The sequence below is a fragment of the Mucilaginibacter galii genome (assembly GCF_014635825.1).
Lineage (GTDB): Bacteria > Bacteroidota > Bacteroidia > Sphingobacteriales > Sphingobacteriaceae > Mucilaginibacter > Mucilaginibacter galii.
In genome coordinates this window covers 940,805-966,542 of sequence record NZ_BMDO01000001.1, presented here as the reverse complement: position 1 = coordinate 966,542, position 25,738 = coordinate 940,805, and the positions used below count along the sequence as shown (strand labels likewise).

General features: G+C 43.9%; 23 protein-coding genes. 11 read left to right on the top strand and 12 right to left on the bottom strand.

Going from position 1 to position 25,738, the window contains the following annotated elements:
- Positions 1–38: 38 nt before the first annotated feature.
- The 5 genes from IEV61_RS04155 (at position 39) to IEV61_RS04135 (ending at position 4,533) form a co-directional block, all read left to right on the top strand.
- Positions 39–1,568, top strand: coding sequence for a M28 family peptidase (locus tag IEV61_RS04155; protein ID WP_188414019.1), 1,530 nt, complete (start codon positions 39–41; stop codon positions 1,566–1,568).
- Between the two features lie 160 nt (positions 1,569–1,728).
- Positions 1,729–3,120, top strand: coding sequence for a LutB/LldF family L-lactate oxidation iron-sulfur protein (locus IEV61_RS04150; RefSeq protein WP_188414017.1), 1,392 nt, complete (start codon positions 1,729–1,731; stop codon positions 3,118–3,120).
- Entirely contained in the window at positions 3,121–3,675 is a 555-nt protein-coding gene (locus tag IEV61_RS04145) for a dihydrofolate reductase family protein (protein WP_188414015.1), read from the top strand.
- A 29-nt stretch (positions 3,676–3,704) separates the two neighbouring features.
- On the top strand, positions 3,705–3,959 hold the full coding sequence (locus tag IEV61_RS04140; RefSeq protein WP_188414013.1) for a hypothetical protein: 255 nt from the start codon (positions 3,705–3,707) through the stop codon (positions 3,957–3,959).
- The gene (locus IEV61_RS04135) at positions 3,949–4,533 is read left to right on the top strand and encodes an ATPase (RefSeq protein WP_188414011.1); all 585 of its coding nucleotides are present in this window, start codon (positions 3,949–3,951) and stop codon (positions 4,531–4,533) included. The genes IEV61_RS04140 and IEV61_RS04135 overlap by 11 nt, the downstream gene beginning before the upstream one ends.
- On the opposite strand, the gene IEV61_RS04130 is transcribed toward IEV61_RS04135, so the two are convergent.
- From IEV61_RS04130 to gcvH, 5 genes are all read right to left on the bottom strand, one after another.
- On the bottom strand, positions 4,530–5,144 hold the full coding sequence (locus IEV61_RS04130) for a SprT-like domain-containing protein (protein ID WP_188414010.1): 615 nt from the start codon (positions 5,142–5,144) through the stop codon (positions 4,530–4,532). The genes IEV61_RS04135 and IEV61_RS04130 overlap by 4 nt on opposite strands.
- 34 nt (positions 5,145–5,178) lie before the next feature.
- Complete coding sequence (gene feoB / locus IEV61_RS04125) at positions 5,179–7,290, bottom strand: ferrous iron transport protein B (protein WP_188414008.1); 2,112 nt, start codon at positions 7,288–7,290, stop codon at positions 5,179–5,181.
- Positions 7,291–7,298: 8 nt separating this feature from the next.
- Positions 7,299–7,517: a FeoA family protein gene (locus IEV61_RS04120; RefSeq protein WP_188414007.1), complete on the bottom strand. Its 219-nt coding sequence runs from the start codon at positions 7,515–7,517 to the stop codon at positions 7,299–7,301.
- A gap of 238 nt (positions 7,518–7,755) precedes the next feature.
- Positions 7,756–8,067: a VanZ family protein gene (locus tag IEV61_RS04115; protein WP_188414005.1), complete on the bottom strand. Its 312-nt coding sequence runs from the start codon at positions 8,065–8,067 to the stop codon at positions 7,756–7,758.
- A gap of 60 nt (positions 8,068–8,127) precedes the next feature.
- A complete protein-coding gene (gene gcvH / locus IEV61_RS04110) occupies positions 8,128–8,508 on the bottom strand; it encodes a glycine cleavage system protein GcvH (RefSeq protein ID WP_188414003.1) in 381 nt (126 codons plus the stop codon).
- Between the two features lie 154 nt (positions 8,509–8,662).
- Between gcvH and IEV61_RS04105 the strand changes: the two genes are divergently transcribed.
- The 5 genes from IEV61_RS04105 to IEV61_RS04085 all read left to right on the top strand — a co-directional run bounded on the left by IEV61_RS04105 (position 8,663) and on the right by IEV61_RS04085 (position 16,176).
- Entirely contained in the window at positions 8,663–9,250 is a 588-nt protein-coding gene (locus IEV61_RS04105; protein ID WP_188414001.1) for a DUF4142 domain-containing protein, read from the top strand.
- A 118-nt stretch (positions 9,251–9,368) separates the two neighbouring features.
- On the top strand, positions 9,369–11,816 hold the full coding sequence (locus IEV61_RS04100; RefSeq protein WP_188413999.1) for a zinc-dependent metalloprotease: 2,448 nt from the start codon (positions 9,369–9,371) through the stop codon (positions 11,814–11,816).
- 56 nt (positions 11,817–11,872) lie between these two features.
- A complete protein-coding gene (locus tag IEV61_RS04095; RefSeq protein WP_188413997.1) occupies positions 11,873–12,889 on the top strand; it encodes a Gfo/Idh/MocA family oxidoreductase in 1,017 nt (338 codons plus the stop codon).
- Between the two features lie 13 nt (positions 12,890–12,902).
- Complete coding sequence (locus IEV61_RS04090; protein ID WP_188413994.1) at positions 12,903–13,391, top strand: TlpA family protein disulfide reductase; 489 nt, start codon at positions 12,903–12,905, stop codon at positions 13,389–13,391.
- Positions 13,392–13,686: 295 nt separating this feature from the next.
- Positions 13,687–16,176 (top strand): TonB-dependent receptor, encoded by a 2,490-nt coding sequence (locus tag IEV61_RS04085; protein WP_188413992.1) that lies wholly within the window; start codon positions 13,687–13,689, stop codon positions 16,174–16,176.
- A 138-nt stretch (positions 16,177–16,314) separates the two neighbouring features.
- Here the strand turns inward: IEV61_RS04085 and IEV61_RS04080 are convergent, their stop codons facing one another.
- From IEV61_RS04080 to IEV61_RS04055, 6 genes are all read right to left on the bottom strand, one after another.
- Positions 16,315–17,301 (bottom strand): transglutaminase family protein, encoded by a 987-nt coding sequence (locus tag IEV61_RS04080; RefSeq protein ID WP_188413990.1) that lies wholly within the window; start codon positions 17,299–17,301, stop codon positions 16,315–16,317.
- Positions 17,302–17,399: 98 nt separating this feature from the next.
- Complete coding sequence (locus IEV61_RS04075; protein ID WP_188413988.1) at positions 17,400–18,335, bottom strand: alpha-E domain-containing protein; 936 nt, start codon at positions 18,333–18,335, stop codon at positions 17,400–17,402.
- An 86-nt stretch (positions 18,336–18,421) separates the two neighbouring features.
- Positions 18,422–19,870: a circularly permuted type 2 ATP-grasp protein gene (locus IEV61_RS04070; protein ID WP_188413986.1), complete on the bottom strand. Its 1,449-nt coding sequence runs from the start codon at positions 19,868–19,870 to the stop codon at positions 18,422–18,424.
- A 218-nt stretch (positions 19,871–20,088) separates the two neighbouring features.
- Positions 20,089–20,883: a succinate dehydrogenase/fumarate reductase iron-sulfur subunit gene (locus IEV61_RS04065; RefSeq protein WP_229747029.1), complete on the bottom strand. Its 795-nt coding sequence runs from the start codon at positions 20,881–20,883 to the stop codon at positions 20,089–20,091.
- An 86-nt stretch (positions 20,884–20,969) separates the two neighbouring features.
- Positions 20,970–22,904 carry a fumarate reductase/succinate dehydrogenase flavoprotein subunit gene (locus IEV61_RS04060; protein WP_188413984.1) on the bottom strand — a complete coding sequence of 645 codons (1,935 nt, stop codon included), beginning with the start codon at positions 22,902–22,904 and terminating at the stop codon, positions 20,970–20,972.
- A gap of 97 nt (positions 22,905–23,001) precedes the next feature.
- Positions 23,002–23,784 carry a succinate dehydrogenase cytochrome b subunit gene (locus IEV61_RS04055; protein WP_188413982.1) on the bottom strand — a complete coding sequence of 261 codons (783 nt, stop codon included), beginning with the start codon at positions 23,782–23,784 and terminating at the stop codon, positions 23,002–23,004.
- A gap of 173 nt (positions 23,785–23,957) precedes the next feature.
- Between IEV61_RS04055 and IEV61_RS04050 the strand changes: the two genes are divergently transcribed.
- Positions 23,958–25,022: a TlpA family protein disulfide reductase gene (locus tag IEV61_RS04050; protein ID WP_188413980.1), complete on the top strand. Its 1,065-nt coding sequence runs from the start codon at positions 23,958–23,960 to the stop codon at positions 25,020–25,022.
- Here the strand turns inward: IEV61_RS04050 and pdeM are convergent, their stop codons facing one another.
- Entirely contained in the window at positions 25,023–25,679 is a 657-nt protein-coding gene (gene pdeM, locus IEV61_RS04045) for a ligase-associated DNA damage response endonuclease PdeM (protein WP_188413978.1), read from the bottom strand.
- Positions 25,680–25,738 lie beyond the last annotated feature (59 nt).

Genomic DNA, 25,738 nt, shown 5'->3' with positions numbered 1-25,738 from the left:
CTTGAATTTGACTACCATTGTAAAACGTTCTGTTAAAAATGAAAAAAACTTTGTTATGCAGTGCTGCATTCATTGCAGCACTCGGGGCCTGTGCCCAGCCTAATCCTACGGCAGTAAAATACGCCAAGTATATCACCGTAGATAACGCCAAAAAACACCTGACCATTATTGCTGCCGATGATATGGAAGGCCGCGAAACCGGCAAGCCCGGCGCCGATAAAGCCGCCAACTACCTGGCCGGCGAATACAAAAAATTAGGCCTTTTGCCTGCCAATAATGGCTCTTTCTTTTTAGATGTGCCTTTAACCAGTACTTCTTTCAAAGTTAACTCGGTAAGCGTTAACGGTACAGCACTTACGGTAGGGAAAGATTACTCAGCACTTAGCGGCGGCGGTACCCAAACCATCAATGCTTCGGAAGTAGTATTTGTAGGCTATGGTTCAGAAGCAGAATTAAAAGATCTTGATCTTACAGGTAAAGCTGTCATGGTAATTACCGAGCCTAAACCGGGTGCCGATGCCAGCATTAGCCCTATGCGTGCATTTGGCAGAGTAGCTGCAGCCTTAATGGCTAAAAAACCAGCCATAGTATTAGGTGTAGGTGCTGTAGCACCAGTTACAGGCGCAGGTAGTGAGCGTATAGGCCTTAAACCAGCCACACCGCACCCGGTTGTTACACGTGCCCTGGTACTGTCAATTACCCCGGCCATTGCCGACCAGGTATTAAAAGCAAGTGGGAAAACCTATGCCGATTTAAAATCAGCCGCAGGTCAGCCGCAAACGTTTAAAGCCGATGTAAAAGCCAGTGCCGAAACTATGGTTAAGGATGCTAAGGCGGTAGATATTGTTGCCTACATTCCGGGTTCAGATCCTAAATTGAAAGACGAAGTTTTAGTTTTCTCTGCTCACTATGATCACATAGGTATGGAGCCTGAAGGCACCAAAGGCGACCGCATAAACAACGGTGCTGATGATGATGGGTCGGGTACTACCGGTATTCTGGAGATTGCTACTGCCTTTATGAAAGCTAAAAATGATGGTAAAGGCCCTCGCCGTACTATCTTATTTTTAGGTAACGTAGGCGAAGAAAAAGGTCTATTAGGCTCAGAGTATTATTCTGAACACCCGGTATTTCCTCTCGAAAAAACAATTACCGATTTGAATATCGACATGATCGGCCGTCGCGATCCATCGCATGAAGGCACGCCTGACTATTGCTATTTGATAGGTTCTGACAAGTTAAGCACTACCCTGCACAAGATCAGCGAGAACGCCAATAATACTTACACTAAACTGGCGGTAGATTATAAGTACAATGATCCTAAAGACCCTGAGCGTATTTACTACCGTTCAGATCATTATAATTTTGCCAAGCACGGCGTACCAATCGTATTTTACTTTGATGGTGTACATGCAGATTACCATAAAGTAAGTGATGAAGTAAGTAAAATTGATTTCCCTTTACTGGTTAAACGTACCCAACTGGTATTTTACACCGGCTGGGATTTAGCCAACCGCGATGAGCGCCCGGTAGTGGATGTGAAAAACGACATGCCGGCAAGCAGGTAGTTGATGGCTCAAAGTTAATGGTTCATGGGAGCCATAAGTAAAAGCGCCCTGCAGTTGGAACTCTGTAGGGCGCTTTTTTCATGGGTTATTGATTTTGGAGTGCTTTAAGCTATGAACTAAGAACCATTAACTATGAACAAAAAACACTAATTTCGCATCTATGGGAAGTACGGCCGAGAAATTTTTGGCAGATTCGGAAGAGAAAGCATTTGATCAGGATCATCGCCGTATCATTAATTTTAACATGGGCAGGTACCATACCTCCGTTGCCCGTGGTACGGCCCGCCTGGTAAATCTCGAAACTGCCAAACGCAAAGCTCATGTGGTGAAATGGCGGGTAATGGAAAACCTCGACAAGTACCTGCCCGAGTTTGAAGCCAACTTTTTACGTCGGGGCGGCAAGGTAATTTGGGCTAACGATGTTGCCGAGGCCCAACAGGAAATACTGAACATATTGCAAAGAGCAGGGGTAAAGCGCGTGGTTAAATCAAAAACCATGGCTACCGAAGAAATTCATTTGAACGAGTTTTTAACGGAGAATAATATTGAATCGTTAGAGACTGATTTGGGGGAGTACATTGTACAGCTACTGGGCCAAAAGCCTTACCACATCGTTACCCCGGCTATGCATCTTTCTAAAGAGGACATCGCTAAACTCTTCCACGAAAAATTTGGTACACCTATAGATTCTACTCCCGAGCAACTTACCGCAAAAGCGCGCGAGCTGCTGCGCGATAAGTACCTTGAAGCCGATGCCGGCATTACCGGTGCTAATTTCTTGGTTGCTGATAGTGGCAGCATTGCGCTAAGTGAAAATGAGGGGAACACCAGGTTAAGCACCACCTTTCCTAAAATACATATTGCTGTTGTAGGTATTGAGAAGATCATCCCCTCCATGGCTGATCTTGACCTGTTTTGGCCACTACTCTCAACCCATGGTACAGGTCAAAACTTAACCGTGTACAATACGATACTCACCGGCCCCCGTCAACCTAATGAAACCGACGGCCCCGAAGAGATGTACGTGGTTTTGCTGGATAACGGACGCACCGATCTGCTGGCTCAGAAAGATCAGCGGCAAGGGCTGTATTGCATCCGCTGCGGGGCTTGTTTGAATGCTTGCCCGGTTTATCAAAACGTGGGTGGGCATACGTATAACACTACCTATAGCGGTCCCATTGGTTCGGTTATTACGCCGCACATGAAAGGGATGGAGGAGTTTAAGCACTTAAGCTATGCCTCAAGTTTATGCGGTCGGTGCACCGAAGTTTGTCCGGTTAAAATTGATATCCATAAAATGTTACTGCTTAACCGCCGTGATGCGGTGAAAGCAGACCTGGTAAGCAAGCCCGAAAAGTGGGGCTGGGCTATCTGGAAGAAAATGATACTTAAACGTAATTTTACCGACTTTTTTGGTGGAAAAGTGAAGAATTTCCTACTGAAAACGTTGTTCAAAAAGTCGTGGGGGCATTACCACGATATGCCGCAGGTGGCCGAAAAGTCTTTTGCGCAGCGCTGGGCAGAAGAAAATAATCAAACAGAAAAAGGCTAAATGAGAAAAGTAGTATTGAATTTGGCCGTAAGCCTTGATGGATTTATAGAAGGCCCCAACGGCGAGTATGACTGGTGCCTCACCGACCAGGACTACGGCATGGCCGAGTTTTTTACCACTACCGACACCATCTTTATAGGCCGTAAAAGCTACGAAATGGTGGCAGGGATGGAAGATGAATACTTCCCGGCCATTCAAAAGATCTACGTTTTTTCAGATACCCTATCACCTGTTGCTCACGAAAAAGTGGAAGTTGTTACAAAGGACAGCTTTGATAATGAGGTTAAAGCCATACTCAATAGCGAAGGTGCCAACATCTGGATGTTTGGCGGAGCCAGCCTCATTTCGGCATTCATCGAACGGAAAATGATCTCACAAATGATCCTGTCTGTTCATCCTGTTATACTGGGTGGGGGCAAGCCGTTGTTTCAAAATATAACCAGTAAAGTTGATCTGTTACTGGTTGATACCAAGACGTACGATACTGGTTTGGTACAACTCAATTATGTGCTGAAGCCTGAATTTGACCATGCGCTATTTGATACGACATTGTAGTTGGTTGATTAATTTTAGTATATTGTGTTATGATGACTTTGGAAGAAATCTACAAATTAGATCCCACACAAAAAGTAATTGACGAGGGTGCTGATTGGGGGGCTAAAGAAATGTTAAAAGCAGGCTTACCAATCTACTACCGGAGTGAAGAACATCCTGAAACAATGTCGGGCAACTTCTTCGTAAAGGAGTATCCTAATGGTGCAAAGTTTATTATTCGCAGTGAGTTAACAGAAGATATGCGTTTGTTAGAGGAACAAATAAGGCTAATAAATGCAATCTGACGGGCCATTACTGGTTGTAATAGCAGGGCCAAATGGTTCGGGGAAAACCACATTAACCTCATACCTTATAGAAAAAAAGAGGATTAAAATGGCCATAATTAATCCTGATGAAATTGCTTTTAAGGAGTTTGGAAGTTACCAACATCAAGTTAAAGCCGCTCGCCTAGCTCTCGATAGAAGAAAAACCGCGTTATTAAATAGCAATGATGTAGCTTTTGAAAGCACCTTTTCCGGCAATTCAGAAATCAATGATATCAAACAGGCAATAAAGCTCGGGTACAAAGTTATTTTGTATTATGTGGCTTTACAATCTGTGTTAGATAATGTAATCAGGGTGAAAGAACGTCAGTTTAAATTAGGCCATAATGTAGAAAATGGAGACATCATTAGGCGTTTTCATAGTAGCCAGACTAATTTGATAAATTATATTAGCCTGTTTGATACTGCTTACTTATTTGATAATTCCGAAGCAGTTCGCTCTCGTGTTGCCATTTTTTCGCATGGAAAAGCATCATGGGTAAATCCAAAACATATCCGGCACCCTTTCTACCAAAAGCTATTTAATCAAATTTAAGCAACCTCTACCAACTCTACCTCCGCCACCGGGCTAAATAAGTATATCCTTTTTGTGCTTACCTCAATGCAGCGGAAGCGCTTGCGCAACTGCTCTTCTTTTCTAAACACCCGGCCATCCTTTAACTTAAACACAGCTTTAAGGGGCAGCTTTTCTACGGTAGTCGCCGTGGCATGGTTAGCATCATACTTCCTTAACGAGCGGTATAAGTTCAAGTCCGAACAGCTGGAGGCAGCGGGATTATTCAGGTAAGCGGTAATTGCACTTTTAACATCAGCCGGAAAAACCTGCTGATCAAAAAAGGGCTGCATCATTTTCTTAAAATTGCTTTTCCACTCGGCGCCATGCGGTTTAATAAGGTGTTTATGCTGGTTCCAGGTGTGCAAATGGGCAAACTCATGTACGGTAGTAACCAGGAAAGCGTAAGGGTTTAAATTGTTGTTTACCGAAATACGGTGACCTTTGCCATCGAAAGGTGGACGATAATCACCAAATTTGCTATTGCGGCTGCGCGATATTTTAAATTCGCACTTAAAATAATCTATCCAGCGGCCAACCAGCGGGGCGGCACCCCCCGGTAAATACTTTTCTAAAACTTTGATCTTGTCCACTAAAACTCCTAAGCGAATATAAGCAGCGGTAACGTTATTTTAATAACGTGTAAGTAATAAAGCTGGCTGCATAAGCCAATACGGCCATGTAGGCGAATTGTACAGCCGGCCAACGCCAATCTTTGGTTTCGCGGTAAACTACAGCTACTGTGCTGGCACATTGCATAGCAAAGGCATAGAACATCATAAGGGAGAAAGCTACAGCGAGTGTAAACGTTGGCTTCCCGGTTTCAGCGTTGCGAGCACTGCCCATCTTTTGTTTTACAGATTGTATTTCGTCGGCATTTCCATCTACGCTGTAAATGGTAGCCATGGTACCCACAAATACTTCGCGTGCGGCAAATGAGGTAATTAAGGCAATGCCTATTTTCCAGTCAAAGCCCAGGGGCTTAATGGCGGGCTCAATAGCATGGCCAAGATAACCGGCATAAGAGCTTTCCAGCTTTTCGGAGGCAATGGCATGCTGTACCTCCGTAGGTTTCATAATTTGACCGTATTGAGGTTGTTTATATTTCTTTTCTATTTGTTCAAAGTTGTTGCCGGGGCCGTAGGATGCCAGTACCCACAAAATAACCGATACGGCAATAATAACCTTGCCCGCCTGTAATACAAAGGTCTTGGCACGGTCGAACATGGTGAGCAGTACGTTATTCCACCGGGGCATGCGGTACACGGGCAATTCCATGATGAAATAGCCGCGTTCGCGTGCTTTAAGTATGTACTTCATAACCCAGGCTACAATAATGGCCGATACCAAACTCAGTACATACATACCCGTAAGGGCTAAACCCTGCAAATTAAATATCCACCACAGGTTTCTATCGGGCACTACAAGCGCAATTAGCAAGGTATAAACCGGCAAACGGGCCGAACAGGCCACCAATGGCGTAACCATAATGGTAATCATGCGGTCTTTCCAGTTCTCTATGGTGCGGGTACTCATGATAGAAGGTACCGCGCAGGCAAAACCACCAATCAAGGGCACTACCGATTTTCCGTTCAAGCCTACTTTACGCATCAGCCGGTCCATCATAAAGGTAACCCGCGCCATATAGCCGGTATCTTCCAGTATGGCAATCAAGGCAAATAGTATAGCAATTTGAGGGATGAATACTAATACACCGCTCAAACCTGCAATAACTCCATCGGCCAGCAGATCGGTCAGCGGGCCGGCAGGCAAGAGGTTATGTACGCCGGTTTGCATCCAGATAAACAGCTTTTCGATGAGTTCCATGGGGTAGGCCGACCATGCAAATATGGCCTGGAACATGAAAAGCAATATACCGAAGAAAATAAAAAAACCAAATATCCGGTGGGTTAAAACCTTGTCTATCCGGTTGCTGGTACTTTCTTCCTGGGCTGCTTCCTGCTTGGTTACGGTGTCGTAGAGCAGGTCGTTAATGTAATTATAACGGGCAATGGTTTCTGTAGCCTGAGCCTTTTGCGAGTGGAAATTATGGGCAAGTTCAAGCTCTTCAATACGGCTGCTTTCTCTTTCTGATAAAAAAGTAAGCGTTTCGTGCTGGTGAGCCAGTTGTAAGGCAAAGTAGGGGTTGTCAACCTGTAGTTCTTCGCCAATGGCATCAACCAACTGCGGCGCTATTGATTTTACATCGATACTGTCTTGTTGCAGGGCAAACTTATTAGCGTAAGAGATACTCTTCTTTAACTCGTCAATACCTTCATTACGGCGGGCAGAGATTGGCACGATAGGTACGCCTAACTTTTTCGACAGGCTGTTAATATCTATCGAGATGCCATCCTTTTTAGCTACATCCATCATGTTTAAGGCAACAACAAGAGGTATCTTCAGGTCGGCAACCTGGGTATATAAAAGTAAATTTCTTTTGAGGTTAGAAGCATCAAGGATGACCACCACCAGATCGGGGGCTTCATGAACTCTATCGGCCAGTACAGAAAATACGATAGATTCGTCGCGGCTTTTAGGATAAAGACTATAAGTTCCGGGAAGGTCAATGATCTCGGCGCGTCGGCCATCGGGCAGGTTGCAAAAGCCAGTCTTTTTATCAACCGTAACACCCGGAAAATTTCCTATTTTTTGGTTTAAACCGGTGAGTAAATTAAAAAGGGTTGATTTACCGGTGTTGGGGTTTCCTACAAGCGCAACTTTGATCTCTGCCTTCAATGCAATAATTACTGTAAAATAATGGTCGAAGCTTCTTGTTTACGTAAGCTGAGCATGTAGCCCGAAACGTTAACGGCAATGGGATCACCCAGGGGGGCAACGCGCTCTACCTTGATCTCTTCACCGGGTAAGCAACCCATTTCCATCAATTTAAGCGACATTTCAAGGTCTGTAAACTCCTTAATAATGCCTGTTTTTCCTATTTGCAGTTGCGATAGCTTTTTCATAAACCGAATACAAACATAGAGCTTATTTAAATCAAATCCAAATAAGAACAGTGTTTGCTTTCTGTCATAAACGCAAAGCTGGGCAGGTTTATTTTAGCATAAATTGTTACCGGCAAACTTGGCTGATATAGCCTTACCGAAATGCGGGCAATTACAGCCTTTTTTAAATATTCCGCACGAAGAAACCATAAAACATATAGCTACCACCAACATAACGCCAATTTTTCTCATCACACACTTATCTTTTTACAAATATTAAACTGCTAAAAGCTGCCATGCCGGCGCCTACGCTATCGGCAAACAAATCGTTCCATTCGCCGCTACGCCAGGTAAAAATATAGAGTTGTAGTATTTCGATCAAAGCACCAAAGGCAACAGCAACAGCAAACATTTTTACGGCATCAAAGAAGGTAAAGTTGCTTTTTTGAGCGATTAGGCCATGAATGGCTAAAACGGTGAACATGAAAAAGAAACAACAGTGCGTTAACTTATCAAAGCCAGGGAAAAAGCGCGGAGAGTGTGCTATGCTGCCCATTTTCATGTTGCACATGAATAAAACAAATAAAGCCCACCCAAGGGTGAGCTTTTGGTATTTTAAATAAGCAGTCATTTAAGCGCCTACTAATGCAGCGTAATCTTCTGTCGATAGTAAACCTTCGGCTTCAGACGCGTTGGTTAACGTTACTTTTACCATCCAGCCATCGCCGTAAGGGTCGGTATTCACCAGTTCGGGCTGGCTATCCAGCATGGGGTTTAATTCCAATACGGTGGCAGTTACAGGCATAAACAGGTCTGATACTGTTTTTACGGCCTCCACTGTACCAAAAACTTCGTCTTTGCTTATTTCCTGACCTACAGTATTAATGTCTATGTACACAATGTCGCCCAGTTCGCGCTGTGCAAACTCGGTAATGCCTATGTAGGCCTCATCGCCTTCAACTCTAATCCACTCGTGGTCTTTGGTGTATTTTAATTCTGCCGGAAAGTTCATATATCAATATTTATTGGTGCCCAAAAATAGTAAAACCTTTAAGTATAGCATAACAATTACAGCTACAAATGTTTCACAACTTAAATATTTCAAACCCACCTGCCGGTTTATTGTTATAGTAGTATAATAACAAATTAAATAATCTACAGATACCATGAAAAAAGTATGTTCAATGTTAATGCTTGCGGCAGCTGCCCTGGCATTCCAATCATGTGGCGGTTCGTCAAGCAACGATAGCAAAGCCAATGCAGACAGTGCAAACCACACCAAAGACACTTCTACCAATGCTGTTGAAACAGGCGGTATTGCCGTTGTTGGTGATGATGCAGAATTTGCAGTGGCAGCAGCTAACGGCGGTATGGCCGAGGTTGAGCTTTCAAAACTGGCTGCAACCAAAGCAACCAATGCTAAGGTAAAAGAATTTGCCACCATGATGACCAAAGATCACATGACTGCAAACGAAGAGTTAATGGCTTTAGCTAAAACTAAAAACATTACCTTACCAACTACAGTAGGTGCCGATGAGCAAAAAACAATGGGCGATATTCAAGCAAAATCAGGTACTGAATTTGATAAAGCCTATGTTGACCAAATGGTGAGCGATCACAAGAAAACAGTTGACCTGTTTGAAAAAGCTACCACCGATGCAAAAGATGCAGATATTAAATCTTTTGCCATTAAAACTTTACCTACATTAAAAAACCACCTGGCTGCTATCGAAGCAATCCAAAAAGGTATGTAATAACTGTAAATAGTTTTGTAAAAAGGGTTCTGATACTTTCAGAGCCCTTTTTTTATGACCGGTAAGTAAAGACACGATAAAAAATGTATTTTAGAGAGCACATTAATCATTGCCCTCTATGAAGAAATTTTACATCACGTTTATTGCTTTAATAACGGTTAGTATATTATCCTACGCGCAAAATGCTGAAGGTATTGATGGTAAAACCAAAGGCTTCACCAAACAAGCCGGTTACTTTAATACGTATTGGGACGATAAAACCGGCCGTTTGCTGTTAGAGATCAATAAACTGAACCAGGAATTCTTATATGTAGAGTCGATGCCGGCGGGTGTGGGGTCTAATGACCTTGGGTTAGACCGCGGGCAACTGGGTGATACCAAAATTGTAAAGTTTGTAAAAAGCGGGCCTAAAATATTGTTGATACAGCCCAATTATGATTACCGTGCCGTTAGTAATAACGCCGATGAGCGCCGGTCGGTAGAAGAAGCCTTTGCACAATCGGTTATATGGGGTTTTAAAGCCGAGGCAATTGACGGGGACCGGATACTGATTGATATGACGCCGTTTCTCATGCGCGATAGTCACCAGTTATCGGCAAGTTTGGCCCGTTCGGGTCAAGGCGCTTACCGGGCCGATGAAAGCCGCTCGGCCATCTACATGGGCAACACCAAAAGCTTTCCTTACAATACCGAAATGGAAGCTACGATTACCTTGGCAGGCAGCGCTAGCGGTCGCGAAATAGGCACCGTTACCCCTGATGCCAGTTTTGTAACCGTTCGTATGCACCATTCCTTCATACAACTGCCCGATGCACAGTACAAGCCCCGTGCATTCGACCCTCGCTCAGGCTTTTTCAGCACCGATTATATGGATTTTGCTACGGCCATTGATCAGCCCATTGTCAAACGTCTTATTAACCGCCACAGGTTGGAAAAGAAGGATCCGGGTGCTGCCATAAGTGAGGCCGTAAAACCTATTATATATTATGTAGACCGTGGTGCGCCCGAGCCGGTGCGTAGCGCCTTGTTAGAGGGTGCCGCCTGGTGGAACCAGGCTTTTGAAGCGGCCGGTTACAAAAATGCTTTCCAGGTAAAATTACTGCCCGAAGATGCCGACCCTATGGACATTCGTTATAACATCATCCAGTGGGTGCATCGTTCCAGCAGGGGATGGTCTTATGGTTCGTCTGTGACCGACCCGCGTACAGGTGAAATCATCAAAGGACAGGTGTCTTTAGGTTCGCTGCGCGACAGGCAGGATTTCCTGATTGCCGAGGGACTGGTACAGCCTTATGTAGATGGTAAGCCGGTGAGCGATAAAATGCTGAAACTGGCCGTTGCCCGCCTGCGCCAGTTGGCGGCACATGAGGTAGGGCACACCTTAGGCTTATACCATAATTATGTGGCCAGTACCAATAAACGGGCATCAGTAATGGATTATCCACCGCCAACCGTGAGTGTAAAAGCCGATGGTACCATTGACTTGAGCGATGCTTACACTGCCGAAATTGGTAGCTGGGACAAGCGGGCAATTATTTATGGCTACGCAGACCTTACGCAAAGTAAGGATGATGGGCAAGCTTTAAAAGCAATCATTGCAGAAACATTAAAGCAGGGCGAAATATTTATAGCCGATGCCGACTCGCGCCCGGCAGGAAGCGCTCATCCTAAAGCCCATTTGTGGGATAGCGGTACCGATGCTGCCGATGAATTGAACCGCTTAATGGTATTACGCAAACAAGTAATCAATAATTTCTCCGAAAATGCTATCCGCCAGGATGCACCTATGGCTACCATCGAAGAAGTGTTGGTACCTGCCTACTTAATTCATCGTTATCAGGTAGAAGCCGCCTCTAAAGTATTAGGTGGCCTGTACTACACCTATGCCATTAAAAACGACGGTCAACAGGTAACCCGCATGGTTCCGGCTGCACAGCAATGGAAAGCGTTTGATGCATTGATGAAAACCATTACACCCGATGCTTTGGCCCTGCCCGAAGCCCTGATTGCTAAAATACCGCCACGACCGGTTGGCTATCCTCGTACGCGCGAGCTGTTTAAATCGCGCACAGGGTTAACTTTCGATCCTATTGGCGCGGCCGAATCTGCCGCCAGTACTACGTTGTCATTTATGCTGCAGCCGCAACGCGCTGCCCGCTTAGTGGAGTATCATGCGCGTAATGCTGCGCTACCTTCTTTAGAGCAGGTACTGGATAAAATGATTGCTCAAACCTGGAAAGTTACCCCGACAGCCGATTATAAGGGTGAGTTGCAGCGCATGGTGAATAATCAAATGCTGAAACAATTGCTTGGTTTGGCGGCAAGTACACAGGCACCCGAAAGTGTGCGCAGTATTGCTTTGTTGAAAATTGATGAACTTAAAAGTTTAATGCAAATTCAGCAAAGAGGAACTAATAGTTTGCAGCGGGCTAATGCGCTATTTTGCCTGTCGCAAATAAAGCAGTTTGAAGATAATCCCGATAAGTTTCAACTTACACAACCGCTGGTAATGCCCGATGGATCGCCTATTGGTATGGGCGATGAAACGGAATGCCCGGCGAGGTAAAACGTTAATTTGACTTTGATACTGTCTGTTAAACTGATATAATTTATACTTGCATTATGTCATCACCTATTGTAACCGGTATACTATCGTTCGGCATGTCGGGCCGTATATTTCATGCGCCGTTTGTGCATGCGCACGAAGGGTTTAAATTTAAGGCCGTGCTGGAGCGTAACCAAAAAAATGCGGCGGAGTATTACCCCGACGTAGTAAGTTACGGTAGTATAGAAGACTTGCTTAACGACGCAGAGATCGAACTGGTGATAGTAAATACGCCCAATCATTTGCATTACGAGCAAGCCAAACAAGCTTTACAGGCAGGCAAGCATGTGTTGGTAGAAAAGCCGGTTACAGCAAATCTGGTGCAGTTACTGGAATTGTTTGACATAGCTAAGGCACAAAACAAGCACTTACTGGTTTACCAGAACCGCCGCTGGGACAGCGACTTTTTATCGGTTAAAGAAGTGATAGAAAGCGGGCGTTTGGGTGATTTAGTGGAGGCGCATTTCCGGTTCGACAGGTATAAGCCTACGCTTAGCCCCAAAGCCTTTAAAGAAACTGCAGGCACACCGGCCAGCGGTTTGGTATACGATTTAGGGCCGCACCTGCTCGACCAGGTGATAAGCTTGTTTGGTAAACCACTTACCACCCATAAAGTAATCGCGTCGCACCGCGAAGGTTCGGAGGTTGCCGATTATTTTAGCTATCAGCTTACTTATCCGCATCAGCTAACAGTTTATGTAACCTCAAGTCTGCTGGTGGCTCAGCCGCTGCCATCTTTCGTGCTGCACGGTACGGCAGGCAGTTATCTTAAAGAAAGATGCGATGTGCAGGAAGCACAACTCGACCAAAACATGAAGCCTACCAACCCCCAATATGGTGTTGAACCTAATGGAAGCGAGGGGCAACTGGTACTAATGGGGTTGAATAATGAGAAAACTATTGAAAAAGTGCCTTCGCACCGGGGCAACTATTTAAATTTATTTGATGCCGTTTATCACACAATTGCCAACGGTGCGTTGTATCCTATAACTAATGAACATATTGCCTGGCAAATTGAATTATTGGAGGCATAAGCATATAAACCACATGAAAAATATACTGATACTTTTAAGTTTAATTATTACTACCGGTTGTACACGTGCACAGGATGTATCCAAAATACAAAGCATCCCGCCTTATCGTATTTTAAGCGCACCTGATAGTGCTTATAAAACCCCGGCCAATCTTAAAAAGAACCAGCCGGTTATGATCGTTTACTTTTCGCCCGATTGCAGCCACTGCCAGCGCTTAATGTATGAGATGAAAGGCCAGATGAAGGACTTTTCAAAAATACAGGTAATCATGATTACTCCGGTTGACTATAAAATGGTAAAAGGCTTTTATCGCGATTTTGGAGTATCTGAGTATCCTAACTTTACTGTTGGAACCGAAGGTTATACCTACCAAGTGCTTAAATATTACAATGTTAAAATGACGCCTTACATCGCCATTTACGACCACAAGCACAAACTGTTAAAGGCTTACGAAAAAGCGCCTAAAATAAAAGAGCTGGCCGGTATGGTTAAAAAGGCATAGTAAAAAACTGTTTAAATAAACAATCGAAATAGATAAAAAACCATGTCATTGCGAGCGACAGCGCGGCAATCTCTGCCTGCTTGGTTACCGAATGCATGGAGATTGCCGCGTCGCTATCGCTCCTCGCAATGACATACTATCGGTTGAAACAGCTTCTTGTAATGCGGTGGTCTGAACCTATTGTATTGTTTGCCCTGCAACCGTAATAAAAAAATTACCAAAACTGTATCCTTAGTTAGCAATAAAGTTACAACCCCTTATAGGGTGGTAATTTTTAAAAGCTGATTTTTGCGGGATGAACTTTTTGGCCATAAAACGCATATTTTTATTCTTACTTCTTTTAATTACGATCAAGGCTGGTGCGCAAACAGGAGGTGCCATTACTGGTAAACTGGTTGATGCCAACACCGGCCAAGTGCTTGATTTTGCCAGCGTAAGTGTAACCCTAAAGGCCGATAAAACCACCAAAGGCATACAAACAGATGTTGCCGGTAACTTTAAAATAGATGGCCTAAAAGATGGTGTTTATATCTTAAAAGCTACTTTCTTAGGTTATTTAACCTATACTAAAGACTCTATACAAATAAACTCTTCGCGTAAATTGCTGGCCTTAGGTGCTGTGAAATTAAAGCCTGCCAAGGGCGTATTAAAAGAGGTGGTGGTTACAGCTCAAAAGAGCACTATTAAGTTAAGTACCGATAAAAAAGTATTCAGTGTTGATCAGAGTTTGGTAAGCCAGGGCGGCTCGGCTACAGATCTGTTAACCAACGTACCCTCGGTACAGGTAGACGTGGAAGGTAATGTGAATTTGCGCGGATCGAGCAATGTACGTGTATTGATCAACGGTAAGCCTTCGGCTATATCGGGTGGTAGTGTGAGTGATATTTTACAGTCTATACCGGCCAGTGCCATTGAAAATATTGAGGTAATTACCAATCCTTCTTCTAAGTACGATGCCGAAGGTCAATCGGGTATCATCAACATTATTTTAAAACGTAATGCACAGTTAGGTTTCAACGGTTCGGCATCAGCTACCGTAGGTACCCAAAATACATACAATGGGAGCTTAAACCTGTCATATCAAACTTCTAAAGTGAATCTGTTTGGTAACTATAGCTACCGTAAGGCCGACCGTATTGGTAACGGTACTACCAACCGTATCACTTATCCGGGAACAGATTCGGCAAGGTTTCAGGATCAGATCTCCAATCAAACTTTTAAGTTTAACTCACACAACGTACGTGCCGGGGCCGATTTTAACCTTGATGCCAAAACGGTTTTGACAGCATCGGGTAATATTAATATCCGTGAACGTAACCGCTACCAAACAGGTAATACCAGCATTACGACCAGGAATGCCCTAACTCAACAGCTTATTCAAAATAACTTTTCAGGCAACTCGGGTAATAACCTGGATTTAAACTTAGATTTTAGTCATAAATATAAAAAGCCGGGTCAGGAACTAACGGCTAACATTGGCTACTCATCTGAAAAGGAAGATGGCGATGAAAACCTCTCTACTATAACCAGGAACTACGGGTTCATCAATAACAGCAGCATTTTCAGGCAAAATAATACTACCGACGGAAAGCAGCGCAACCTAAACCTCCAAGCCGATTATACCATGCCTTTGGGTAAAGACAGTAAGCTGGAAGCCGGTTACCGCAGCACCATTAACCGCAACGATAACAACTACCTGGCCTACGTATTGGCCAACGGCAGTACCACTAATTTCGTTTTCGATAACACCCGTTCTAATCATTTTATCTACAATGAGCAGGTACATGCCGTATATACCAATTATCAGCGTCAGTTTGGTAAGTTTGGTGTACAGGTAGGTGCTCGTGTGGAAGATGCACACATTAAAACCCGTTTGGTTGATAGTGTTAACCAGTACAAGCAGGATTATTTCAGGATTTATCCAAGTGTATTCCTGAGCGATAAGCTTACCGAAAATCAAACCTTACAATTGAGTTATACCCGCAGGGTAAGCCGTCCGCGCGACAGGCAGCTTTCACCATTTTTGGACAGGAGCGATCCGCTGAACTTCCAGCAGGGAAATCCAACGTTACAGCCCGAGGATACTCATGCCTTTGAATTAAGTTACATCAATTATTGGAATACACTGACGTTAACCTCATCATTATACTATCGCTATACTAACCAAAACATACAGCAAGTACGTACGCCTTTAACTGCGACCACTACTTTAACCACCTTTGAAAATATTACCAGCGCGGCTAACGCAGGGTATGAGTTGATAGCCAAGCTAACGGCTTCTTCCAAATTTGACCTTACCGGTAACGTTAACGTGTTTTACCGAAATATTAAAGGCAACCTTGAATTTAACGTTCCACAAGCTTCGGGATATGCCTTCAACGGTAACCTTACCGCCAATATTAAGCCCATCAAGAAGTTGGGTATACAACTCCGTGGCGATTATCAGGGCAAGCAAGTGCAGGCACAAGGTTACAGCCGTGCATTGTATGGCTTTGATGGCGGTGTGAGATACGATCTGACCAAAGCGTTAAACATAAGCGCCAACGTACGCGATATATTTAACAGCCGCAAATTTGGTTCTATTGTAGATAATACCAATACGGCTTTCCCTTATACCCAAGAGTCGTTCCGTCGCTTTGGTACACGTACGGCATTGTTTACGGTATCGTACCGTTTTGGCAACAGCGGGTCAGAACAAAAGCGTCAAAAGAAAGGCCAGGATCAGGATAATGGCGGTGGTAACCCAGATGATTTGGGCGGCGGCGGACCAGCAAATATCAAATAGCAATTTAAATGTGCAGATAAGAAAATGTGCAGATGTGCAAATGATTGAAACAATCAGTACTTAAGCTAAATTTCATCTGCACATCTGCACATCTGCACATCTGCACATCTGCACATCTGCACATCTGCACATCTGCACCTATTGTTGTTGCTGCTGTTGTTGAAGTAGCATAGCCTCTTTGTAACGTTGGTAGCTATTGGTAGAAAACTCTTCGGCTTCGGTGGCTTGTATAAAGCTGTTGCTGGGTAGTTTCTCTGCATCTATTATAGCGGTAGGCTGGTCTTTGTACTCCACGCTCACCTTAACCTCAAGTTTATGTCCCCATGAACCCTTGTATACACCTTTAACCGGCGAGCAGTCGGAGAAGTTGCGGCCTACGGCCAGGCGTACGTGGGTTTCGTTGGCTATACAGTTGTTGGTGGGGTCAATGCCCAGCCAGCCATAATCGGGTAGGTAAACCTCGGCCCAGGCATGTGTAGCGCCTTCGCCACGCATACCGTTATGGTTAGGACATATATAGCCGCTAATGTAGCGTGCCGGAATATTGAGCAGGCGCAGCATTAGCACCAACAAGTGGGCAAAATCCTGGCAAACACCGGCTTTCAATTGTAATACTTCATCAATAGTGGTTTCTACTGTGGTAACGCCCGGCAGGTATTCAAAGTTGCGGTATACATACTCGCAAAAGCGAAGTGCTGTTTGATAGGGTGTGTCTTCAGCCTGTTTCTCTGTTTCAATTACAGCAATGAGATCGGGCAAAGCATCAAAATAGTCATGCTTTAAAAAATCGATGTAAGGCACAATGTTTTGCAGCGCGCTAAGCTTTTGCCACTGTGTTGCGGCAGGTGTGGTTTCGGAGGGCAGCTCTTTAGCATGGGTAACAACCAATACTTCGGAGTTGATGACCATGCGGTTATGTTGCTCGAGGTAAGTAAAGCTGCCAACTTCGTTGCCGTAATAATCTATATGCGTATCTACCAAAGGGTTGCCTGTGATGGTGAGGTCGTGTTTTAAAACATCCTGGTTGGCATCCACTATAGGGAAGAGAATGATCTGGTTGGCGCTGTCGCGCACCATGCCATCATACGTATAACGGGTAATATGTTGTATTTTAAATTCTGGCATATGATGTTGTTGTTTCCTTGTATGCTTAACACGATTAAACGTTGCTGCTTTGTTCAGTCTTTGACGAAGTCAGGCTAACCAAGTATTAAATGATGCACTTAAGAGTTTGCAAAATAATGTTCGTTAAGGGATATGCCTATGGCAAAGAGGTCATGCTTTATCTGGGTTAAGAATTTATGCAAACCTATTTGCCTGATGCTTTCGGCCGAGCTATATTGAATATAGCTTTGCAGTTTTCCTATTTGGAAGGCTATATCGCGGTAACTGCTCAAATTGCTTTCATTCTTGAGCCGTTCATAATACCGGTGAATGTTGTTGACCGAGTAGATTACCGAGCGCGGGAAATCGGTATTCAGAATGATCAATTCCATGACACTCTGTGCCTCTATACCATCGCGATAGGTTTTCAGATATAGTTCATACCCGCCAATAGACTGTAAAAGATGCTTCCAATAGGTAGTATCAGTAAGCAAGTCGGGGTTATCGGTAACGGAGCCAAATTTAACATCCAACAGATCTACCGCCTGAATACTTCGTTCGAGGTATTTGCCAATGTTCATAAAACTACGGCCCTGGCCGCGTTCCATGGTCACCTCGGCCGTGCCATAATACAGCATGATCTGCCTGATGAGCGTATCCAGTGCCGTTATTGGGTCTTCATTTTGCAGGCGGGGAACAAGGCCATCATCTTTAACGCAATGGTAATACTCATTTAAGCATTGCCAAAGGTCGCGGGTAATGTGCTCTTGTACACTGCGTGCATTTTCGCGGGCCAGCGTAATCATATTAATGATAGAGTTTGGATTGCTCTTATCATTTACCATGTAGGTTAACACCGAACGGCTATCGTTATCTAAAGTACGCATTAACTCCTGGTCAACGCCCGAATAGATCCGGATCACCGGTTCCCAGGTGAACTCACGTACCGCATCCTGCGATGAGTTGTAGTTGATCTTCATCATTCGCAAAATACCATCACTGCGTTCAATATAACGGCTTAACCAATAAAAACTTGCTGCTACTCTGCTTAACATATTTTGCTATATCGAAATCCGAATTTGTTTGTTTATCTGTTTGTAAGATTTATGGCTGGTAAGAATTTCTAAATCTAATTTCTAAATTAGGCCAACACCCAGGTATCTTTGCTTCCGCCTCCCTGCGAACTGTTTACCACCAGCGATCCCTCTTTTAAAGCCACGCGCGTCAATCCACCCGGAACTATCTCTATACCATCGGGGCCGCAAAGGGCGTAAGGGCGAAGATCGATACGGCGGGGTTGCAGCATGCCTTGTATATAACATGGGGCAGCTGAAAGACTGATGGTTGGCTGTGCTATAAAGTTGCGCGGATCTTTCAGTATCTCTTTTTTATAATCTTCAATTTCCTGTTCATCTGCCGCATGGCCCATTAACATACCGTAGCCGCCGCTGCCATTGGTTTTTTTAACTACCATGCTGTTAATGTTGGCAAAGGTAAACTCGCGCTCGTCGGCATTGCGGAGCTGGTAAGTGGGTACGTTCTTCAACAAGGGCTCCTCGTTGAGGTAGTACTTGATCATATCAGGCACGTAACTATAAATGGCTTTGTCATCGGCCACACCATTGCCAATAGCATTTACAATGGCCACATTACCCTTACGGTAGGCGCTCATTAAACCTGCAACCCCCAGTACGCTTGTTGGATTGAATACCAGCGGATCCAGATACTCATCGTCTACCCGGCGGTAGATCACATCTACCTGCTGCAGGCCAGTAGTGGTTTTCATGTAAACCTTATGGTTGTTCACCACCAGATCGCGGCCTTCTACCAGTTCTACGCCCATTAAGCGGGCCAGTGTAGTATGCTCAAAGTAAGCCGAGTTATAAATACCCGGACTCAGCAGTACAATGGTAGGGTTGCTAATTTGCCTTGGAGACAAGGCCAGCAAGTTTTTGTATAATATGGTTGGATACTCCGTTACACTACGCACATTACATTGGGGCAACAGATCGGGAAAGAGCCGCTTGGTAATCTCCCTGTTCTCCAGCATATAACTTACGCCAGACGGCGTACGAAGATTATCTTCCAATACATAAAAAGCACCATGTTCGTCACGTATCAGGTCTATACCGGCAATGTGTACGTAAATATCGTGCGGTACATCAACCTGGTACATTTCGCGCAGAAAATGCGGGCAGGAGTAGATCACATCAATAGGCACAATGCCGTCTTTAATGATGAATTGGTTATGGTAAACATCTTTAAGGAAGAGGTTAAGCGCGGTTAAGCGTTGCTTAATTCCTTTTTCTACAAAGTTCCATTCTGATGCAGTAATGATACGCGGAATGATATCGAACGGGAAAATCTTTTCTATGCCTTCGCCACTATTGTAAACGGTGAAGGTGATACCCTGTGTCATGAACAGGCGACGCGCCAGATCTTCTTTTTTGTTCAAATTATCCGTAGATTCTTTGGAAAGATACTCGATGACACGTTGATAATGGTCGCGTATGGAAGAATTATCGCTATACATCTCGTCCCATACACCGTTTACAGCATTATATTCACTAAAATGTGCTGATTTGTACATAGGAGCTTATAATTAAAGTCGAAACAAATAAATATTTAATCAATTGGGGTAATTTAGCAACACTTTTCCAAATATCATTAATAAATTATTGCTGTTGGTGTTTTAATTAGCACAGTTGCTTTGATATTTGCATGTATATTAAGCTTTAGGGGGGCTATAGGCAAGCAAAAAGGGCTTAAGTAAAATACTTAAGCCCTTTTAAAAGTTAGAAATAAATTTTAGTTATTGTCAATTTCCTGTACCTCTTCTTCTCTAAACAGCTTGGCGCTGAAGAAATCGAAGTTCATGCGGGCAATGTTAGTTAAAGTAATTTCCTTAGGGCACTCAGCTTCGCAGGCACCGGTGTTGGTACAGCTACCAAAACCTTCATGATCCATTTGGGCAACCATGGTTTGTACACGGCGGTAACGCTCTGGCTGACCTTGTGGTAACAAAGCCAGTTGGTTTATTTTAGCCGATACGAATAACATAGCCGATGCATTTTTACAGGCTGCTACGCAAGCACCGCACTGTATACAAGTAGCCGAGTTGAAAGCCTCATCAGCAATTACCTTAGGAATAGGAATCTCATTGGCATCGGGCACACCACCGGTATTAACCGAAATGTAACCACCCGCTTGTTGTATACGGTCGAAAGCAGAACGGTCTACCGCTAAATCTTTCACTACCGGGAAAGCAGCAGCTCTCCATGGCTCAATGGTAATGGTTTCACCATCGGTAAAGCTGCGCATGTGCAATTGGCAGGTGGTGATAGCACGTTTTGGGCCATGCGGACGACCATTGATATATAATGAACACATACCACATATACCTTCGCGGCAATCGTGGTCAAAATGGATTGGTTCGCCTTTGGCATGAATAAGGCTCTCATTCACTACATCCAGCATCTCCAGGAAAGACATATCAGGAGATATGTTTTCGGCCTTATAGGTCACAAACTTACCATCAGTTTGTGCATTCTTTTGGCGCCAAACTTTCAGCGTCAAATTCATCGTTCCGTTTGCGTTACTCATATTTTAAAATTAGAGTCAAGAGCCAAGAATCAAGAACCAAGAGAAGACAGGTAATCTTGCTTCTTGGCTCTTGCTTCTTGGTTCTCTTATTTATAGCTTCTTTGTGTTAACTTAACGTTTTCGTATACCAAATCTTCTTTGTGCAGCACTTCGGGTTGGTTATCGCCAGTATATTCCCATGCAGCTACATAAGCGAAGTTATCATCATCGCGCAGTGCCTCACCTTCTGGCGTTTGTGACTCTAACCTGAAGTGGCCGCCGCAAGATTCGCGACGATCTAAAGCGTCTTCGATCATCAAGGCACCCAACTCAATAAAGTCGGCCACACGACCGGCCCGCTCAAGCGATGCATTGATCTCTTCGTTTTCGCCCATTACAATTGCGTTTTTCCAGAAATCATCTTTTAAAGCCTGTATTAAACCACGAGCTTTGATCAAGCCTTCCTCGCTGCGTGCCATACCGCAATATTCCCAAATAATGTGGCCTAATTCGCGGTGATACTCAACTACCGTTTTGTTGCCTCTCAAAGAAAGCAGTTTAGCTATATACGCTTCTACGTCTTTCTTGGTTTGCGCAAATGCCGGATGTGAAGTGTCAACAGGTTTTGGTCCTATGGTAGCTAAGTAATCTCCTAAAGTATAAGGAATCACGAAATAGCCATCGGCTAAACCCTGCATCAATGCCGATGCACCTAAACGGTTAGCACCATGATCTGAGAAGTTAGCCTCACCCAGTGCATATAAGCCCTGTATGTTAGTACTCAGGTTATAGTCTACCCAAAGGCCGCCCATGGTATAGTGAACCGCCGGATAAATACGCATCGGCTGCTTGTATGGGTTTTCATCTGTAATTTGATAGTACATATCAAACAAGTTACCATACTTTGCTCTAACGGTGTCTTCACCTAAGCGGGAAATAGACTCTGCAAAATCGAGGTAAACCGCTAAGCCCGATGAGCCTACGCCACGGCCTTCATCGGCAACTTCTTTGGCATTACGGGAAGCCACATCACGTGGAACCAGGTTACCAAAAGAAGGGTATTTACGTTCCAAAAAGTAATCGCGATCCTCTTCCTTGATCTGATCTATTTTGATTTCACCTTTACGCAGCTTTTGCGCAATTTCTACCGTTTTTGGTGCCCAAACACGGCCATCGTTACGTAACGACTCCGACATCAGCGTTAACTTAGATTGGTGATCGCCCGATACTGGGATACAGGTAGGGTGAATTTGGGTATAACAAGGGTTTGCAAAGTAAGCACCGCGTTTGTGCGCGCGCCATGCTGCTGTTACGTTAGAACCAATAGCGTTGGTAGACAGGAAGAAAACGTTGCTATAACCACCTGTAGCCAATAATACGGCATGGCCTGCATGTGTTTCAATAGCACCGGTCTTTAGGTTACGGGTAATAATACCTTTGGCCTGACCATCTGCTACTACCACATCCAGCATTTCAGTACGGGTATACATTTTTACCTTACCTTCATGTATCTGGCGGTTTAATGCAGAAAATGCACCTAACAATAACTGCTGTCCTGTTTGGCCACGGGCATAAAACGTACGCGATACCTGCGCACCACCAAATGAACGGTTATCTAATAAACCACCGTATTCGCGGGCAAAAGGTACACCTTGTGCAACACACTGGTCAATAATATTAACCGACACCTCGGCTAAACGGTAAACGTTAGCTTCGCGGGCACGGTAATCTCCACCCTTAATGGTGTCGTAAAATAAACGGTAAACGCTGTCACCATCGTTACGATAGTTTTTAGCGGCGTTAATGCCACCCTGTGCAGCAATTGAGTGTGCACGGCGGGGGCTATCCTGAAAACAAAACGCAGTAACATTGTAGCCCAACTCGGCTAAAGAGGCTGCAGCCGAAGCCCCTGCTAAACCGGTACCTACTACAATAACGTTGTATTTACGCTTGTTGGCAGGGTTAACCAGTTTAAGGTTAAATTTATGCTTGCTCCATTTTTCGGCTAATGGGCCTTGTGGAATTTTAGAATCTAAACTCATGTTTCTTCTAAATTATATTTTTTAGTGAGTAGTGAGGAGTTTATTGATGAGTGATTAAAATAACTACTTAACAAATCAACTATTCAACCAATCAACTTTACTTCAAACTCTGTAAATAATAAACTATTGGCATTGCGGCAAAGCCAAGCGGTATAATTACGGCAAACAGCCATACGCCTACAAATTTGATGATTGGCAGGTATTTGCGGTGTACCCAGCCAAATGTGCGGAACGCGCTCTCAAAGCCATGCAGCAGGTGGAACGATAAGGCCACCATAGCTATTACATAAATAACAACATACCACAAAATGCTAAAGCTGTTGGCCACACGCGAGTGGATATCCTTAACACGGGTAATCTCGGTGTTGTCGGCATACGATAAAGAATGCTCAAAATCTGGTTTCTCAGGTTTAAAATCAGTTACTGTTCTTTCGCCGGAGGTAATGTCGGTTCTGTACTCTTTGTAGCCTACATCGTGGGTAAACTTGTACTTGTACCAAAAATCGCCCATGTGTATTACAATAAACACCAATAAAATACTGCCTAAAAGGCCCATATTTTTTGATGAGAAAGATACCGGAGATTTGGTTGCAACTGCATAACCTACCGAACGTGCCTTGCGGTTCTTAATGGTTAAAACCAATGCATAAATAGCATGTACTATAATAGCCAGGTATAATAAATAAGCAATAACTTCTATAGGCGGAAAGTGCGTTAAGAAGTTGGCGTACATATTAAAACTGTAACCATCATCGTTGCTGAATAGCAGCAGGTTACCGCCCAAATGGACAATTAGAAAAAGACTCAGAAACAAGCCTGTTAAAGCCATGATCAGCTTTTTTCCCAGTGAAGAGTTAAAGGTTTGTTTTAATTCACTCATTATATTCAGAATTTTTAATCAGGCAAAAATATTTAATATAACCCAAAACCTGATTATTGATTTGAGTTATTGTCAGGATATTGTCTATTTAGAAACATTCTAAAAGTGAGGTTGCGTTTTTTAGTATTCCGTACATATATACTATATTAGCAGCATAGCCTTTTTGCTTATCAATGAAAAAATATCTTCTGCTTTTTACCGCCGCTATAATGGCTGCCGGTTGCACAAAATTACCGCACGTAACCTTTAACGGTAAAGTATCCGGATTACATAACGGCGTTTTTTTAGTAACCGATTCGGCCGGTTTGAGCCTGGCCGGACAAAATATTACCGATGGTACCATTAAGGTTGATACTGTGCTTGAAAATCAAGGTTACTGTACGCTCACCATCAATAAAAACGGAACCAGAGATTTTCCGGTAGAGGTTTACCTGCAAGCGGGGCAATATACCGTTGAGGCTGATGCCGCGCATTTAGACAGATATCCTAGAATAACGTCTTCATCGCCTATACAAACCGAACTTACAGCTTATTATATGCTGCAGGATGAAATGGGGTTGAAGCGCTTTAAGAATCCAATGAGCCAATTATCGGCCAATGATGGTGACATTGATAAACTTAAGCTTGACGTATTTAAGGCTTTCATCGCAAAGTATCCTAACAGTGTAGCTGCGGCACATTTAATGGCAGATGTTAACTATGGTAATGATATTGAGGCCTATAATAAGATATTTAACAAATTAAGCCAAGTCGCTAAAAACAGCAGTATTGGGAAAGGGATAGGCAAACGTTTAGGCCTGATGATGAAATTGCTGCCTGGCGCCGAAGCCCCGGATATTACCGGTACTACGCCCGACGGTAAAAAGTTTGACCGCACCAAACTGGATAAGAAAGTTTATGTGGTTGATTTTTGGAAGGCTGGGAATCAGGTAAGCCGGATGAACCATCAGGAAATGGTAAACGGCATAATTGGCCATGTAGACAGCCGCAAGGTTGGTTTCATTAGTATCTCTCTTGATAATAAGCGCGACTGGTGGACCAAGGCCATTACAGAGGATCACTTAAGCTGGCCGCAATATGCCGACCTGAAAGGAAACGAGTCGGCTAATGCAGAAGCATGGGCCATTACTAAAATACCTACTTATTATATATTAGATGGCAAATGGCGTGTAATTGAGCGAGATGTTACCATGAGCAGGCTGGAGTTTACCATTAACGACTACCTGGCACATCATTAATTAAACCGCAATAACCTTGCCTTCTAAAATACCGAAAACATGATCGTTAGGCTCGTGGTGCATAGCCACCTTACCGGTAAACTTGCCAAACGATGGCAGTATAGCCTGCTGCCTGCTGAATGCGAAGCAAGGGAGGGTGACCGATTGCCTGCCTTTGCCCAATAGTTTTACTCCGGGATGAATATGCCCGCAAAAAACATAATTTTCATGCTGCTCTAAGCAGGCATTGTTTTGCGGATGGTGTAGCATCAAGAAAGGGCCTTCCAAAATTTCCTGATGGGTTTGCACACTAATGTCATGGTAGTGCTGCTCCTTTATAACGTCATGATTACCTATCACCAGGTGCATGGTTACATGGCTAAACTCTTTTCGCCAGGTGGCAAAGTCATACCAATCGGCGTTCATGTCGCTATGGAAAAGGTCGCCTAAAAAATAAAGGGTATCAGCCTCGTGGCGGTGCAGGAGTTTGGTAAGGCAATTAAGGTCATCATGGCCAACCTGCCGGGGCACGGCAATGCCTGCTTTGCGGAAATGACCAACTTTGCCTAAATGCACATCGGCCACAATGATTGCATTTTTTTGTCTCCAGTATATTGCCCTTTCAGGGAGTAACTGTAAATCTTGCTCCAGTATATTAAAATTCAACCCTACACTCATCTTATGGATGCAAATATAGAGATTATGCTAATAATATTAGTTGTTAAAAATTGCGCCTA